This is a genomic window from Thauera sp. WH-2 (assembly GCF_048321015.1).
Classification (GTDB): Bacteria; Pseudomonadota; Gammaproteobacteria; order Burkholderiales; family Rhodocyclaceae; genus Thauera.
Window position 1 is genome coordinate 654,914 of the sequence record NZ_JBLWFG010000001.1, and the last position, 15,439, is coordinate 670,352.

At 65.7% G+C, this 15,439-nt stretch carries 14 protein-coding genes and 1 tRNA gene; 5 read left to right on the forward strand and 10 right to left on the reverse strand.

Translation table 11 applies throughout. The features are described from left to right. Positions 1 to 112 precede the first annotated feature (112 nt). From ACNKW1_RS03155 to ACNKW1_RS03170, 4 genes are read right to left on the reverse strand one after another with little or no spacing between them, the layout of a single operon-like run. Positions 113 to 1,030 carry a Rossmann-like domain-containing protein gene (locus tag ACNKW1_RS03155; RefSeq protein WP_418363132.1) on the reverse strand — a complete coding sequence of 306 codons (918 nt, stop codon included), beginning with the start codon at positions 1,028 to 1,030 and terminating at the stop codon, positions 113 to 115. Beyond that, positions 1,027 to 2,640, reverse strand: coding sequence for a VWA domain-containing protein (locus ACNKW1_RS03160; RefSeq protein WP_418363133.1), 1,614 nt, complete (start codon positions 2,638 to 2,640; stop codon positions 1,027 to 1,029). Before ACNKW1_RS03160 ends, ACNKW1_RS03155 begins: the two co-directional genes overlap by 4 nt. A 7-nt stretch (positions 2,641 to 2,647) precedes the next feature. Then, positions 2,648 to 4,072 carry an AAA family ATPase gene (locus tag ACNKW1_RS03165; RefSeq protein WP_418363354.1) on the reverse strand — a complete coding sequence of 475 codons (1,425 nt, stop codon included), beginning with the start codon at positions 4,070 to 4,072 and terminating at the stop codon, positions 2,648 to 2,650. Positions 4,073 to 4,089: 17 nt separating this feature from the next. Next, positions 4,090 to 4,476: a DUF2237 family protein gene (locus ACNKW1_RS03170; RefSeq protein WP_418363355.1), complete on the reverse strand. Its 387-nt coding sequence runs from the start codon at positions 4,474 to 4,476 to the stop codon at positions 4,090 to 4,092. Positions 4,477 to 4,692: 216 nt separating this feature from the next. On the opposite strand from ACNKW1_RS03170, the gene ACNKW1_RS03175 reads away from it, so the two are divergent. The 5 genes from ACNKW1_RS03175 (at position 4,693) to ACNKW1_RS03195 (ending at position 8,950) form a co-directional block, all read left to right on the forward strand. Beyond that, positions 4,693 to 5,307, forward strand: coding sequence for a response regulator (locus ACNKW1_RS03175; RefSeq protein WP_418363134.1), 615 nt, complete (start codon positions 4,693 to 4,695; stop codon positions 5,305 to 5,307). A gap of 32 nt (positions 5,308 to 5,339) precedes the next feature. Beyond that, entirely contained in the window at positions 5,340 to 7,913 is a 2,574-nt protein-coding gene (locus ACNKW1_RS03180; protein WP_418363135.1) for a sensor histidine kinase, read from the forward strand. Continuing rightward, entirely contained in the window at positions 7,910 to 8,293 is a 384-nt protein-coding gene (locus ACNKW1_RS03185) for a response regulator (RefSeq protein ID WP_418363136.1), read from the forward strand. Before ACNKW1_RS03180 ends, ACNKW1_RS03185 begins: the two co-directional genes overlap by 4 nt. 23 nt (positions 8,294 to 8,316) lie before the next feature. Continuing rightward, entirely contained in the window at positions 8,317 to 8,703 is a 387-nt protein-coding gene (locus ACNKW1_RS03190) for an Hpt domain-containing protein (protein ID WP_418363137.1), read from the forward strand. Positions 8,704 to 8,859: 156 nt separating this feature from the next. After that, a tRNA-Ser gene (locus ACNKW1_RS03195) sits at positions 8,860 to 8,950 on the forward strand. A gap of 250 nt (positions 8,951 to 9,200) precedes the next feature. Here the strand turns inward: ACNKW1_RS03195 and ACNKW1_RS03200 are convergent. Genes ACNKW1_RS03200 through ACNKW1_RS03225 form a run of 6 tightly spaced genes read right to left on the reverse strand, consistent with a single transcriptional unit; the run spans position 9,201 to position 15,417 of the window. After that, a complete protein-coding gene (locus tag ACNKW1_RS03200) occupies positions 9,201 to 10,481 on the reverse strand; it encodes a M20 family metallo-hydrolase (RefSeq protein WP_418363138.1) in 1,281 nt (426 codons plus the stop codon). 11 nt (positions 10,482 to 10,492) lie between these two features. Then, entirely contained in the window at positions 10,493 to 11,578 is a 1,086-nt protein-coding gene (locus tag ACNKW1_RS03205; RefSeq protein ID WP_418363139.1) for a tartrate dehydrogenase, read from the reverse strand. A 20-nt stretch (positions 11,579 to 11,598) separates the two neighbouring features. After that, the gene (locus ACNKW1_RS03210; protein WP_418363140.1) at positions 11,599 to 12,591 is read right to left on the reverse strand and encodes an asparaginase; all 993 of its coding nucleotides are present in this window, start codon (positions 12,589 to 12,591) and stop codon (positions 11,599 to 11,601) included. 5 nt (positions 12,592 to 12,596) lie between these two features. Continuing rightward, on the reverse strand, positions 12,597 to 13,871 hold the full coding sequence (locus tag ACNKW1_RS03215) for a TRAP transporter large permease (RefSeq protein ID WP_418363141.1): 1,275 nt from the start codon (positions 13,869 to 13,871) through the stop codon (positions 12,597 to 12,599). Between the two features lie 13 nt (positions 13,872 to 13,884). Further along, positions 13,885 to 14,394, reverse strand: coding sequence for a TRAP transporter small permease (locus tag ACNKW1_RS03220; RefSeq protein WP_418363142.1), 510 nt, complete (start codon positions 14,392 to 14,394; stop codon positions 13,885 to 13,887). 24 nt (positions 14,395 to 14,418) lie between these two features. Next, entirely contained in the window at positions 14,419 to 15,417 is a 999-nt protein-coding gene (locus ACNKW1_RS03225; RefSeq protein WP_418363143.1) for a TRAP transporter substrate-binding protein, read from the reverse strand. Between the last annotated feature and the right edge of the window lie 22 nt (positions 15,418 to 15,439).

The window sequence follows — 15,439 nt, forward strand, 5'->3', positions numbered from 1 at the left end:
CGGGCACCAGGCGCTTCCGCTTGCGCAGGCGCCCCACATGGGCCGTGGCTGCGCGGCGCGTGCTCAAAGCGCCCCGCCGCGCCCTCCCCCTCACCCGCATGCCCTGCATGCCTCAGCGGCCGGGCCAGTCGGAGGCGGTGAGGGCGAACTTGTAGGCGAAGGCGCTCCAGGGGTCGCCACGGCGCAGGGCGTCGATGAATCCCGCCCGATCGGTGATCCAGCTGCCGCCCATCAGGGTGACCCCGCGCGCGAAGAGTGGATCGGGGAGGCAACCTGCGCTGGGACCGATGAGGACGATGCGCTCGGCGCCCCGACACTGGGCAAGCATGTTGTCGACGGTGTGGTTGAGCAGAATGGTGCTGGTCGAGAGCACCTTGTTGCAACCCTGGAGTTCGGCCGCATCCAGGGTAACGTGGTAGCCGTCGTATTGGCCGGCATAGTCCGGGTTGAGCTCGACCACCGTGAGGCGCGCACCCGCTGCAGTCACCTGTTTGAGCAGCGGCGAAAACAGGCCGACCATACCGACGTGATCCCCCGCCTGCGGGGCGATGCCGCCGATGGAGTCGGTGGCACGCGGCGGGGCGAAGCCCATGCGGTCCATGACCGTACGCGACAGCGCATTGCACGCGGCAAAGCCCAGCGTGCGGCGCAGCGCCTGCGCAGGATCCTGCGACGCCGTGTGCGCGCGGCCCGACAGCGCCGCTGCCCGGAAACCGGACGCCCCTGCAACCGCGCCATCGGACGCCTGCTCGCCAGACGACGACGGCGCCGCAAACGCCCGCGCCAGTTCCAGCGCCCCCATGCCGACGAGCCCCTCCCCGCCACCCGACTGGATCAGCCGCTGCAAGGTGTGATCGAGCAGCACGTACGAAAGCCCCAGCGCACCATCGTCCAGCTCGAGCGCGCAGAACTCGCCGGTCTTCGACGCAGCAGCCTCGGCGGGTGGCAGATGCAGGGCACGCACCCGCGGCACCGGCTGGCCGGCGGTCGCGTGTTCGAGCTGGGCAACGAGGTCGGCGGCAAAACTCATGGGGGATCTCCTCGGTGAAGGCCGGCACGCACTGCGGCAGCTGCGACCTGGGGGCTCACGGTGCGCGCGCGGTTCTCGGGGCTGCGCAGCGCACCGGGGAAGTAGCGCGCGGTCAGCTGTTGCGAATGTACCGGCGAGCCGCCCGCCTCGGCGCCTTCGCCTCGCGCGGCAGCCTCGGGGCGGCCGTAACGACGCCAGTCACGCACCCAGTGGATCTCATCGGCAAGCTCGAGCAGACCGATGGTTTCGCGGTCGCCGATCAGGATGCCCTGCACGCGCAACCCGTGTTCGCGGCGCACGGCGTGCAAACGCTCGGCCAGCATCGGCGTGGCGCCGAACTCGCCATCGGAGGCGATGAGCAGGTCGGCCTGGCGCCAGCTTGTGTCCTCCATACGAGCGATGGCTCGCTCGAGCGGGCCGCAGATGTCGGTGCCGCCGCCGAAGCCTTGGGCAAGGAAGGCCGCGAGCCGGCGCACGCCCTCATAATCGATCCCCACGGCCAGCTCCACGATCTCGCCCGGCCCGCCAAAGGCGAAGATGTGGCACGCACGCCCCTGGGCATGCGCGCTACGCACTGCTTCCAGCACGACGGCCTTGGCCACGGATTCCGCGCCGCCCTGCATGGATCCGGAGGTGTCGACGCAGATCAGCATCGGCCCCATCTCCAGCCGCGTTGCCGGAGCCGGGCGCGGACTCGGACGCTGCACCGGCGTGGGTCCCTGACGCAGCGCCGGCAAGGTGTCGTCGTCCTCGTAGACCAGCAGCGTGCGCTCTGCGCGACGCGCGTGCCACACCAGACGCAGTTGCGGGTGGCCGAGCAGCATCGCCTCGGCAGGCAGCATGCGGGCGATGCGCCCGGAGCGCTGCACACCGCGCGTGGCCCCCGGCATCTCCGGCACACGCACACTGTGTGAGGTGGCGCACAGCGCCTGCGCCGGCTCGAGCGCCTCCTCCAGTGCGTGATGGGCGTCGCTGGGCGCGTCGGTCGGCAGCACCCGCCCCAGACCGCGGAGGATGCGCACAAGCTCGGGCAGGCGCTCGATGAGCGCACGGATACGCACCATCTCTTGCCATTCGCGGCTGCGCAGCAGGCCGCGCAGCGCATCCCAGCGGGTGTTCTTGAGCAGGTCCCCCAACTCACCGAACGCGCCGATCAGCGCATCCACCTCGCCGCAGCGCTCGGCCCAGTCCGCAGAGAAGGCCGCCACCGCCATCGCGCGCGCCTCCGCCTCGCTTGCACCACGGTCGCGGTAGTCCACGATCAGGTCGAGATGAAAGAGCAACCCCTGCAGTACGGTGTCGGTGAGCGCTTCATCGCCGCGGCAGTAGGTAGCCAGGCGCAGCTGCTCGAAGCTGGCACACACGGCCTGCGCAAGCGGAAAAGCGGGCCACGCAGGCACGGGCGCCGGAAGCACGCCCTGGAGCAGCGCCGTCCGCCAGACCTCGACTGCCTGCAGACGGTCATCGAGCACCCCGGCCGCATGCGTCAGCCCGCCCAGCCAAAGCCCCCTTGGCAAACGGTCGAGCGCCTCCAGCGGCGCCTCGAGGGATTCGAACAACACCGGCCGCACACTTTGGGGCGGCTGATCGGCACGGTGGTGGTCGGCCATCGGGGCCTTACTCCGCCAGCGGCAGGTGTTCGACCGGCACCGGCGCCACGCCATCGGCGTCCAGGCGCGGCAGCGACTCGAAGCCGAGCCGGGTCGCTCGCGCACGCGCCTCCAGCCCCTCCAGCGCCTCTCGGACAGCGGCAAGCTGGGCGCGCGAAGCCGCCACGAAGCCCGGATCGACCCACAAGGACTGGGCGGCCCAGGCCTCCAGCTCGCTGCAGCGTTCGTCCAGTTCCGCCCGGTAACGCGCGATACGCCCGATCAGGGCGTCGATCTGGCCGGTGCGTGCGGCGACATGCAGCGCGCCATAGCGCCGCTTGCGTGCGTAGGTCATGCGCTGCGCCGCCGCGCCGCCCTTGGCATCACCGATCTCCTCTGCAAGCTGGCGCGACATTTCCCCCGCCAGTTCGGCCGCGTGCGCAGTTGCAGAGAAGCGCAAACGGCCCGACGCGTCGTAATCGAGGTCATTGGCCTCGCGTTCGGCCTTGAGCTGGGCCTCGAAGGCCTCCACCACCCGCGCCACGCGTGGCGGCGAGCTCGCCTCCCGCACACCCAGGCGTGCCGCGAGCCAGTCCGCCACGGTGCGCCTCGACGCCGCGTCGAAGGCGACACAGGACGGCAGCAAGGCAAGATCCCACTCCACCACCCGGGCGCGGCCCTCGCTCGCCGCTGCGGTGCGCAGCAGGTGCGCGATCTTCACCCAGCGCCGGTCGGACACGTAGCGGCCGTGCTCGACCAGCCACGCGCGCAACTCGGCCAGGCGCGCCAGCACGGCCGACGACAGCGGCGTTGCAGCCGCCGCACGCGACAGGGCCGAACGCTCGGCCTCGCCAAGCCGCAAGGCCGCCGGCACACTTGGCCACCGGTCCTCTCCGACGCGGTCTTCACCGAGCAAGGCACCGAAGCCCCCAGCTGTCACCGGCTCCACCACGAGGCGGAGCAGAAAGCGGTCGAAGAAGGCCTCTGCCACCTCATCCTCGGGCACGGAATTGGTCGCCCCGAGCACGCTGATCAGGGGGCAATGCACGCGCCCCGCACCATTGTCGAACTCGCGCTCGTTGAGCAGCGTGAGCAGCGCATTGAGGATCGCGCTGTTGGCCTTGAAGACCTCGTCGATGAAGGCGATCGACGCTTCCGGCAGGAAACCGGCGGTATGGCGTTCGTAGCGGTCCTGCTCCAGCCCGCGGATGGACAGCGGCCCGAACAGCTCCTCGGGCACGGTGAAACGGGTGAGGAGGCGCTCGAAGTACTGCGCCCCAGCGAAGGCGAGATGGATGCGCCGCGCAAGCGCGCTCTTGGCCGTCCCCGGCGGACCGATCAGCAGGGTGTGCTCGCCGGCCAGTGCGGCCAGCAGACTCAGGCGCAGCGCCTCGCTGCGCTCGACCAGGCCCGTTTCCAGCACCGCGAGCAGGCGCGCCAGCGCATCCCGCATCGTCCACCGCGCCTCGCTCACGCGTCCGGCCCCTGCATGGCGCCGTAAGCGTGCGTCTTGAGCGTCCCCAGATCGACCACGCGCAAGGCCGCCTCGTGCGTTGCCTCAAGGACGACTGGCGGCGCCACTCCGGCATCAAGCGCCTCCTTCCAGCGCAGTGCGCAAAGGCACCAGCGGTCCCCCGCCCTCAGCCCTGCGAAGCGGTGCTCCGGGCGCGGCGTCGACAGGTCGTTACCCACGCTGCGCGAGAAGTCCAGAAACGCATCGGTCACGCGCACGCAGATGATGTGACGGCCGAGGTCGTCCGGTCCCGTCTCGCAGCAGCCGGTGCGGTAGAAGCCCGTCAGGGGGGCATAGCTGCATGCCAGCAGGGGCCCGCCCAGCACATTTCTCGATGAACGCATGCTCACGGTCTATTCTCCTCCTTACGATGGATGCCGCGCTGGCGCGGCCTTGTGACAGCGCGGCGCTCCTGCATTCTAGCTGCGCGCCAGGCTCCCGGTCTGCGCTGCGGCCGGCTTCCGTAAACCGCCGCCGAGCATGATCAAACTCATTTTCACTTAGCAGACAAGCCTTGTTTCTGCTATTTTCTGCTTTTTCCTGCGAATCGAAGATTCACCATGGCTTCCAATATCGACACCGGCCGCGAATTCATCAGCACTGCTCAAGCCGCAAAACAGCTGGGTCTCTCGCTGGGTGCGGTCCAGCAGATGGTCGAGAGCGGCACCCTCGCCGGATGGAAGACCGCGGGTGGACACCGCCGCATACGACAGGATTCCGTGGATGCCCTGCTTGCGCGCGCGCGCGGCCCCGGCGTCACCCAGCGCCGCAGCGGTGGCCGCCTGCGCGTGCTGGTGGTGGAGGACGATCGACTGCTGCAGAACGTCTACCGGCAGAACTTCTCCACCTGGAGCCTGCCGATGGACGTCCGCTACATGGAGCACGGGCTGGACGCCCTGGTCGAGGTCGGGCGCGAGCCACCCGACCTGCTGATCGCCGATCTGCGCATTCCGGGCATCGACGGCTTCGAGATGATCCGCCGCCTGCGCGACAATCCGCTCGCGAGCGAGGTCGCGATCGTCGTCGTGTCGGCGCTCTCGGAGAAGGAGATCGAGGTGGAAGGCGGCCTTCCCGACGATGTGACGGTGTATCGCAAACCGATCCCCTTCCACGAGCTGCGCGGCTACATCCAGGCCCTCATCGCCCAATGCCTGCGTAGCCGCAAGCAAGCCTGAGCGTTCCGCCCACCACCGCGCCGGGCGCGCCGATGCCCGCCTCTTCGCTGCCGCACTTCGCCGAGATGAGCCTGCGGGCCAGGCTGATCGCGATCTTCATTGCGATCAAGGTGCTGCCCTTGCTGCTGCTCGCGCTCTTCGCCTGGCAGGCGGCCACCGATCTGGGCAGGCTCGTCACCCTGCGCGCGGTGAGCATGGCCGACGTCATGCTGGACACACAACGGCGCACCGGCGCCACGGCGATTGGTGACGCCATCGAGGCGCTCGATGACCGCGCTCGCGAAGCGATCGAAGCGCTCACCACCGATGTGGCACGCGAAGTCGCGCGCTTCCTGTACGACCGTGACCAGGACATCCTGCGCGCAGCCCGGATCCCACCCGCAGCGGACGCCTACCGTCGCTTCCTGGATACCCACCTGCGCTTGCTCGAGGAGCACGCGCCGTACGCGCTGGACGTCGACGGCACGCGCTGGGTCGAAGCCGATCCCGCACTGCACAGGCCGGCGCTGGTCCGCGCCCCGCTCCCCGACAACGCGGGCAGCTTCCACTACCGCACGCCGGATCCGCGCACCCACCAGACCTTACGCCCGCTCTTCCTGGAGATGAGTTTCATCGATCTGGATGGCCACGAGCGCATCAAGGTGCACAGTGACCGCGCCCTCGGCCTGCTTGACCCGGCGCTACACGACATCCGCGATCCCGCGCACACTTTCGTGCGCGCCGAAACCTACTGGCCCGCGCTGCAAAAGCTCGCCCCCGGCGAGATCCACGTGTCCCGCGTCATCGGCGCCCAGGTGCATACACACTGGATTGGTGAGTACACCCTGCACGAGGCACGAAGGCAAGGTAAGCCCTTCGCGCCCGAGGCATCGGGTTACGCCGGCCTGGAGAATCCGGTGGGCGTCCGCTTCCGTGGTCTGGTTCGCTGGGCCACACCGGTCGTGCGCGATGGACAGATCACGGGCTATGTGACGCTTGCGCTCGACCACGCCCACATCATGGCCTTCACCGACACCCTGCGCCCCACCCCCGAGCGCCACGCACCGATCGCCGATCCGGCCTCGGGCAACTACGCCTTCATGTGGGATGACGAAGGGCACAACATCTCGCACGCGCGAGACTATTTCATCCACGGCTTCGACCCCACCACCGGCCAGCGCGCCGTGCCTTGGCTGGACACAGAGCTCTTCAATGCCTGGCAGGCGAGCGGGCTGGAGTGGACGCATTTCGCGGCAACCGTCCCGGCCTATCGCGACCAGCGCCTAAGCCGCGAACCCCATCCTGAATCGACCGCCTCCGGACAGGTGGGCCTGGACTGTCGTTACCTGAGCTTTTCCCCTCAATGCCTGGGCTGGCACGACATGACCGAGCACGGCGGTTCGGGCTCCTTCGTCATCGAGTTCAGCGGCCTGCGCAAACTCACCACGGTCGCGGCCATCCCCTACCACACCGGCCCCTACGCTCGCTCGGAGCGCGGTTTCGGCTATGTGACGATCGGGGCGAACATCGACGAGTTCCACCGCGCCGCCACCGAATCCGGGCGCCGCATCGGCCAGATGATCGACGCCGCAGACCTGCAGACTCGTCAGGCGCGCGACAAACTCGTCTCGGACATCCGCCGCACCCTGCGCCAGACCTCGGCAGGGCTCGCCGTGTCCACCCTGATCATGGCCGTCGCCGTGATCCTGATCGCGATCTGGATGGCGAACCTGCTCTCGCGGCGCATCACCGACGTCGTCGACGGCATCCATCGTTTCGAGAAGGGCGAGCTCGACCACCGTCTCACCCCGCATGGCCGCGACGAGCTCGCGGAACTCGCGCGCTCCTTCAATCGCATGGCCGACACCGTGCGCACCTCGATCCTCGACATGGACCACGCACGCGTCAGCGCGGAGCAATCGAACCGAATGAAGAGCGAGTTCCTCGCCAACATGTCGCACGAACTGCGCACCCCGCTCAACGGCATCATCGGCTTCGCAGACCTGCTGGCGGCCGAACTCGAAAGCCCGGAGCACCGTCATTTCGCCGACACCATCGGGCACAGCAGCCGCCACCTGCTGGCCGTGCTCAACGACGTGCTCGACCTCGCCAAGGTCGAAGCCAACCGCATGCGCATCCACCCCGAGACCTTCGACCTCTGTGCTCTGCTCAGATCGGTTGCGGCACTGCATCAGGTCAGCGCCGAAGCCAAACGAATCAGCCTCACCACCCGGTTGCCCGAGGCGCCCTGCCACATCACCGCCGATCCGGTGCGCGTCCGACAGATCGTGGAGAACCTCGTTTCCAATGCGATCAAGTTCACGCTCGAAGGCGGCGTCGAGATCACGCTGGCACCGGGCCCCGAGGCCGTGCGGCTCACTGTCTCCGACACCGGCATCGGCATCACTGCGGAAGAGCTGGAGCGGATCTTCGACCCCTTCTATCAGGCGCGCCCCTTTCTCAATCGGACCCACGGCGGCACCGGGCTGGGGCTCACCCTGTCGCGTCGCCTGGCAATGATGATGGGCGGCGAGATCCACGCCATCAGCACCCCGGGGCACGGAGCACGCTTCGACCTGCACCTGCCCTGCCAGCCTCCCCCGCACCTCCCGGAGGAAAACACATGAACACGCTCGCATTCGTCGTCGACGACAGCCCCGTCAACCTCAACATCGCAGCCGTGCTGCTGCAGCGCACCGGGTGGGCGGTGGAGTCCTTCGCAAGCGCCCTGCCCATGCTCGAACGCCTGGACGCACAGCAGCCCTTCGTCATCCTGCTCGACATCTCGATGCCCGGCATGAGCGGAGAGGAAGCCTGCCGCCGTATCCGCGCAAACCCTGCGCTCGACGCCATCCGCCTCGTCGCCTACACCGCTCATGCACACGACGAGGACCACAGGCGGTATATCGCCTGCGGTTTCGACGCGGTCCTCACGAAACCGATCACGCCGTCCTCGGTGGTCGAAACCATCGGCACTGCCGCAAGCCCGGTGCCGCGCACATCATGATCTCCCCGCCGAAGGCCACCCCGATGCAATCCCCACAGCCCACCATCCCGCCCTGCCACTTCTCACCCGAAGCACTGCGCGAAGACCTGTTCGGCAGCCAGTCCGCCCTCGACGCTGTGCTGCAGACCGTATCGCCCTGGCTGACCGAAATGCGCGAGCGTCTACTGGAGGCCGCTGCAGCGCAAGACATTGCCAAGCTGGCCCGCCACGCCCACACCCTGCGCGGCGCCCTCATGCAACTTCACGCCGACACCGCCGTGGCGCTCACGCGTACGCTCGAGGCTACCTGCAAACAAGCCGACGACGTGCCGGACGCCCCGCAAGTCCACGCGCATCTCTCCGCGCTCCTCACCGAACTCGAGTCCCTTCACGCCGAGGTCGACCAGCTCCTCTCGTCGCAGCAGCGCTGACACCCAACGGCGCGCACTACCCACGCCACCGTTACCCGCACGGCTGCGAGTTGCTTGACGCCCCCAAGGCCGCCTGAAAGCAATTGGCGGGCGCGCATTTGAGTGGAAAACCCTTCCCTGAGCGCCACCTTGCCGCTATACTCTCGGGCTCGTCACGGACAGGTGGATGAGTGGTTTAAGTCGCACGCCTGGAAAGCGTGTTTGGGATAATATCCCAACGCGGGTTCGAATCCCGCCCTGTCCGCCAGAACACCAGCAAAAACGCGCCTTTCGGCGCGTTTTTGCTTTCCAAGCCATCACTGCAGCTGCACTTCGCGCGGGTCGTGGCTCTTTAAGTGGCACGGTCGAGACGTTGTGCGGTCGGACGTGACGGCAGAGGCGCTCCACCGCAACGGCGGGCTGGATATGCCTGAGACGCGGTCGGCGGCTGCGCGCAGGTCGCCGCACCGTCCGCCCTCGTCATCGAGCTCCAACCTAGCAGCGAACGCAAGCCCCCGTCAGCGCGAAAGCTCCACCAGAACACCCGCCAGGACGCGAGCGCCCTCGATCAGGTCGGCCTCGTCCGTATCTTCAGCGGCGTTATGACTGATGCCCCCGTGGCTGGGTACGAACAGCATTGCTGACGGGCAATGGTCAGCCAGGTGCATTGCATCATGGAAGGCGCCCGAAACGATTCGACAGTAAGGTTCACCCGAGGCGACAACGGCTGCCTCGACGATCGACACAACTTCATTGGCAAATATCGTCGGGGCGCGCTGCATCAGGCGCCCCACTTCGGCGACACAGGTCCCGGTACCCTCGGCCACGATCTCCCGAATGCGGCGTTCGCAGGCAGCCAGGACCGCGTCCTCGGGATGGCGCAGATCGATCGTGAAGGTGACGCGGTCAGCGACGGTGTTGATGGCGCCCGGGGCCGCTTCAAAGCGACCCACCGTCAAGCGAAGAGCCGGATCTTTGAGCGAAACGGCCATTTCGCCGATACGTCCAACCATGGTCGCTGCGGTCATCAGGGCGTCACGACGGTTGTCGAGCGGAGTCGTACCCGCGTGCGCGCTGCTGCCGCGCACGGTGATTTCGAACCAGCGCACGCCCTGGATGCCGGTGACGACTCCCAGTCTGCAGCCGGAAGCTTCCAGGATTGGTCCTTGCTCGATGTGTGCTTCCACATAGGCCTGAACCGGACGACCCAGCGGCACGTTTGACGCTTCAGGCACAGCGGCAACAGAGGTGTCGCGTTCGATTTCGAAACGAACTCCTTCGGCATCGGTGCTGAGCAGCGAGGCTGCGAGAGAGGCCGGCTCGACGAAGGCGCTCGAACCCATCGCGCCGGGACTGAAGCGAGAACCTTCCTCGTTGGTCCAGATGGCCAGTTCGATCGGATGCCGCGTTTCGATGCCCGCCGCGTCAAGTGCAAGCAAGGCTTCGAGCCCCGCAATGACCCCGTAGGCGCCGTCAAGCCAGCCACCGACGGGCTGGGTGTCGATGTGGCTACCCGTCATCACCGGCGGCAAACTGTCATCGGTGCCGGCGCGGCGCAGGAAAAGATTGGCCGCCGCATCGATGTGCCAGCTGTAGCGTGGGCCGGTCACTTGCTGGAGGAGCCAGCGTCGGGCCTCGCGCTCGGCGGCGGTCAGCGCCTCGCGCGCCACGCCGCCATCCTCACGGCCGCCGAAGTTTGCCAGTGCGCGTTGCAGGCCAATCAGCCGCCTGCCGTCCACATGGGCCATGGCCTGGCTCGCATCTTCGCTCAGCGATGGGAAGGGTGTTGTCGCACTCATCGCGGCGCGCCTCAAGTCCGGGTCAGTGCGGCGGTGACGGCCTTGCCCATCTCCGTCGTGTCCGCTGATCCGCCGAGGTCCGGTGTGCGCGGGCCGTGTTCGAGCACATGCTCGATGGCACCGACCAGTTCTTGCGCGGCTGCGAGGCATGCAGGCTGACGTTCGCCGAGGAATTCGAGCATCAGTGCGGCCGACCAGATCATCCCCACGGGGTTGGCGATGTTTCGGCCATAGATGTCTGGCGCAGAGCCGTGCACAGGCTCGAAGAGCGAAGGGAAGCGACGCTCCGGGTTAAGGTTCGCCGAGGGCGCGATGCCGATGGTGCCTGCACATGCGGGCCCGAGGTCGGAAAGGATGTCGCCGAAAAGATTGGAAGCGACAACCACGTCGAAGCGCTCGGGCGAGAGCACGAAGCGGGCGGCAAGGATATCGATGTGGTACTTGTCCCATCGAACGTCAGGGTACCGCTCGGCAGCCACTTCGAGGCGCTCATCCCAATAAGGCATGCTGATTGCGATGCCGTTCGACTTGGTCGCCGAAGTCAGGTGCTTGCGCTCACGCCGGGACGCCAGCTTGAACGCATAGTCGATCACGCGATCGACGCCGTGACGCGAGAACACTGCCTCCTGCAGCACCACTTCGCGCTCGGTACCGCCAAAGATCTTGCCGCCGAGGTTGGTGTACTCCCCCTCGGTGTTCTCCCGTACGACAAGGAAGTCGATATCGCCAGGCTTCTTCCCTGCGAGCGGGCAAGGCACGCCGGGCATGAGCCGGACCGGGCGCAGGTTGATGTACTGGTCGAACTCGCGTCGGAACTTCAGTAGCGAGCCCCACAGGGAGATGTGATCGGGTACGACTTCGGGCCAACCCACGGCGCCAAAGAGGATTGCATCAAAGCCCTTCAGACGCTCGAACCAGTCTGCCGGGAGCATGTCGCCGTGTGCCTGGTAATACTCGGCGCAAGCCCAGTCAAAGTGTTCGTACTCAAGGGCGAGCCCGTGCCGCTCTCCAAGCGCGGCAAGCGCACGCAGGGCTTCGGGCATGACTTCCTTGCCGATCCCGTCACCCGGGATAACGGCGATTCTGGATGCAGACATATTTTTCCTCGTTGAAGGCTTCAGCAGCGGTTGGGCTGCCAGTCGAAGGCGGCTCGGATTGCTTGCGGGGCAGATACCCCATTGGCCAGCAGCAAGGCCAGTCGGATGCGGGCCTTGCGCGCGCTCAGGTGCCGCACACCGACGGCTCCGGCTTCTTCCAGCTCGTGCAGGGAGCCGGGAAACTGATAGCTCTGATGAGTCGCGCCATGCAAGGTGGAGCTGCAGATGAGCGTTGGGAGGCCACAGTCCATCGCCGCGCGCAGCACTGGCATCCAGTCAGGTGGCACGTGACCGCGTCCGACGCCATCGATGACGATACCGGCCGGGGCGCTTGCGAGCACAGCTTCCAGGAATGCGGCCGACGCACCTGCATACACGGGCAGAACATCGACCCGGGGGAGCGCAGAAGGCCGGACAAGGCGTCGCTGCCGCATGGGGCGCTGCAGGATCTGAACCTCGCCGTTATCAATGAAACCCAAACAGCCCAGGCCCGGCGCGTCGAACCCATCGAGGCGGAAACTGCTGACCTTGCGCACGAAATTGGCGCTGTACAGCGATTCGTTGAACGCCACCATTACGCCCATGCCGTGTGAGCGCCCTGATGCGGCAGCCTCAATCGCGCGTCTCAGATTGGCATGCGCGTCACTGCCCAGCGCATGTGGCACGCGCTGCGACCCGGTGACGACGACGGGCACGTCCGAGGTATCGAGCACGCATTCGAGGAAATACGCGGTGTCCTCGAGCGTGTCCGTTCCATGTGTAATCACGATTCCATCCGCCAGGCCATCGGCCGTGAGGGCTTCGCACCGGCGGGCAATCATCACCCAATCCGCGGCGTCAATGGCGTTGCTGGGTTTTTGCAGCACCGACTCGACCTCAACCCGGATATCGTCGGCCAGCGCCAGCGCCTGAACCAATGCCTCTCCCGGGAGTGCTCCGGAGACGTTGCGGCCGTTCTCGCCCGGGGCGCTGGCAATCGTGCCCCCCGTCGAAAGCAGGAAGATGCGCTTCATGATTATCAGTAAAGTGCGTTGGGAAGCAGCGTGCTGATCGCGGGGATGTAAGTGATCAGCAGCAGGGCCACGACCATCAGGCAGATAGTGGGTAGTGCCGCGCGGAAGATCTCGTAAAGGGTCATCTTCGCCACGCCCATCGCAACGAAGAGGTTCAGCCCGACCGGCGGTGTGAGCATGCCCACGGACAGGTTCACCAGCGTGATGATGCCGAAATGGACCGGATCGACGCCCACCTGAGCGGCGATGGGCTGCATCAGCGGCGCCAGGATGATGATGGCGGAGGCACTGTCGAGGAAGCAGCCGGCAATCAGCATGATCACGTTGAAAAGCAACATGATGAGGATCGGGGAGTCCGTGCTCGACAAGACTTCCGAGGCGATCTGGGTCGGCGTGCCCGTGCTCGCCAGGATCCAAGAGAATGCGGAAGCACCTGCCGTGATCAGCAGCAAGGTGCCCGACAGCAAACCCGTATTCCGAAGGATCTCAAGGAGCGCACGGAAACTGATGCTCCGGTACACCACAGCACCGACAAACCATCCGTACAGACATGCGCTTGCCGCTGACTCGGTCGGCGTGAAGACGCCGCTATAGATTCCACCAAGAAGAATGACAGGCAGACCAAGTCCCCATGCGGAGCGTTTGAACGCCGCGCCGATCTGCTTCAGCGACGGAAAGGGATCACGCGAGTAATCGTTCCGGATCGCGTACCAGGTGGTGTACGCGATGAGCAGTCCGCCAATGAGCAATGCGGGCAGCAGGCCGCCGGCAAAGAGCTTTCCAACCGAAGTACCAGTGACCGAACCATAGATGATGAGCGCGATGCTGGGCGGAACGATGGGACCAAGTGTCCCTGCCGTCGCGATCAGGCCGATGGAGAAATACTTGTTGTAGCCGGCCGCCACCATGGCCGGATACATGATCGTGCCGATCGCGATGACGGTTGCCGGACTCGAGCCGGAGATTGACCCGAAGAACAGACAAGCCAGAACGGTCGCAGCTGCCAGCCCCCCGGGTAGCCAGCCGATGAGCGCCTTGGCAAGCTCGATGAGCCGGTCGGACAGCCCGCCGATGCGCATCAACTCGGCCGCGAGAATGAAGAACGGGATCGACATCAGGGAGAAGTTGTTCATCCCTGAGAACATCCGCATCGGCACCACCAGCGGATCGATCCCTCCAAAAAAATACAGCGCAGCCGTAACCGCCAGTGCAAGGGCTGCAAAGATCGGCAGACCGAAGAGCAGCAGGCTGAAGAAGATGGGGACCAGAGCGGAGATCATTGCGTGCCCTTCCTCAGGTCGCGCTCATGGTGGTCGCAAGGGGCTTGTAGTCCTTGCCGGCCACCAGGGTCTGAAAGATCAAAAGGTACCGGGCCAGCATGAAAGCGCCCGCCACGGGAATCGTCAGGTAGATGTAGGCCACGGGGATCTGCATTGCCGGTGAGAGCTGCCCCATGCTGGACGTGTTGATGAAGAGTCGTCCGCCGTAATAGACCAGCGTGGCAGCAAAGATGAACCCCAGGATCGTCGCCACGTACTTCAGGACGCGGGTGAGCCGGGGGCCGGCAAATGCGTACAACATTTCCACCGAGATGTGGGCGGCGTACCGCACTCCCATACTGGCGGCCAGGAAGCTCATCGTGATCAGTGAATACAGGATGAGCTCTTCGGACCAGTACAACGAGTTATTGAATACGTACCGTGCCACAACCTGCACGATGGCAACGACGGTGGCCACGAGCATCAGGACAACCACCATGATGTTCTCGACCCAGTCGATGAGCTTGTTGAGCGCGTGAATCATTGCCGTCCCCGGTCAGATCAGCGATTAGTTGCCAGCGGCTGCCTTCAGCGCCTTATCGAGCAGTTCAGGCGTAACCCGGGACTCGAACTCCTTGTAGATAGGCTTGGACTTCTCGATGAAAGCTGCGCGGCCCTCAGGCGTCAGCTCCCGGATCTCGATCTTGTCCTTGATCTCAGCGATGATGCGCGCATCCTCTTCATCGGTGATCTGGCGGGCGTAGTCGCGGCCCACATCGAAGGCATCCGCCACGACCTTCTTGAGATCATCCGGCAGAGAATTCCACGCCGCCTTGTTCATCACGGCTGCATAGGTGTGATAAGCGTGGCGGGTCAGTGTCAGGTACTTCTGAACCTCATGGAAACGCATCGAATAGATGTTCGCGAACGGGTTCTCCTGGCCCTCGACGACGCCTTGCTGAAGGCCGTTGTACACCTCGGTGAAGGCCATCGCAGTGGGGTTTGCACCATAGGCACGATACGTGGCGAGAATCGCCGGCGCCTGCAGTGTGCGCATCTTGATGTTCTTGAGGTCATCCGGGTGCGTGATCGGGCGAACGTTGTTCGTCATCTGGCGAAAGCCTGCGCCCCAGAAGTTCACGCCGTAGAGGTTGCTCTTGTCGAGCGTGTCGAGCAGCTCACGACCCACTGCGCCATCAAGCACGCGCTTCATCGCGTCGTTGTCAGGCATCAGGAACGGCAGATCGAAGAGGTACATCTTCGGCTCGAAGTTCGCGAGGTTGCCCGTCGGCGGAATCGCGATGTGCACCAGGCCCATCTGGGTCTGTTCGATGATTTCCACGTCACCGCCAAGCTGCGCAGCCGGGCGGATGTTGATCTCGATACGGCCCTTCGAGTTCTTCTCGACTTCCTCCTTGAACTTCACCGCAGCCTTTGCGTTGGGGGTGCTTTCGACCAGCACGTGCGCGAACGTGAACTTGAACTCGGCGGCCTGGGCGGCGCCAGAGAACAGGGCTGCCAGCACGGAAGCGACAGCGATCTTTTTCCAGCTCTTCTTGGTTGTCATATGAATCTCCTCCCTTTTGGGG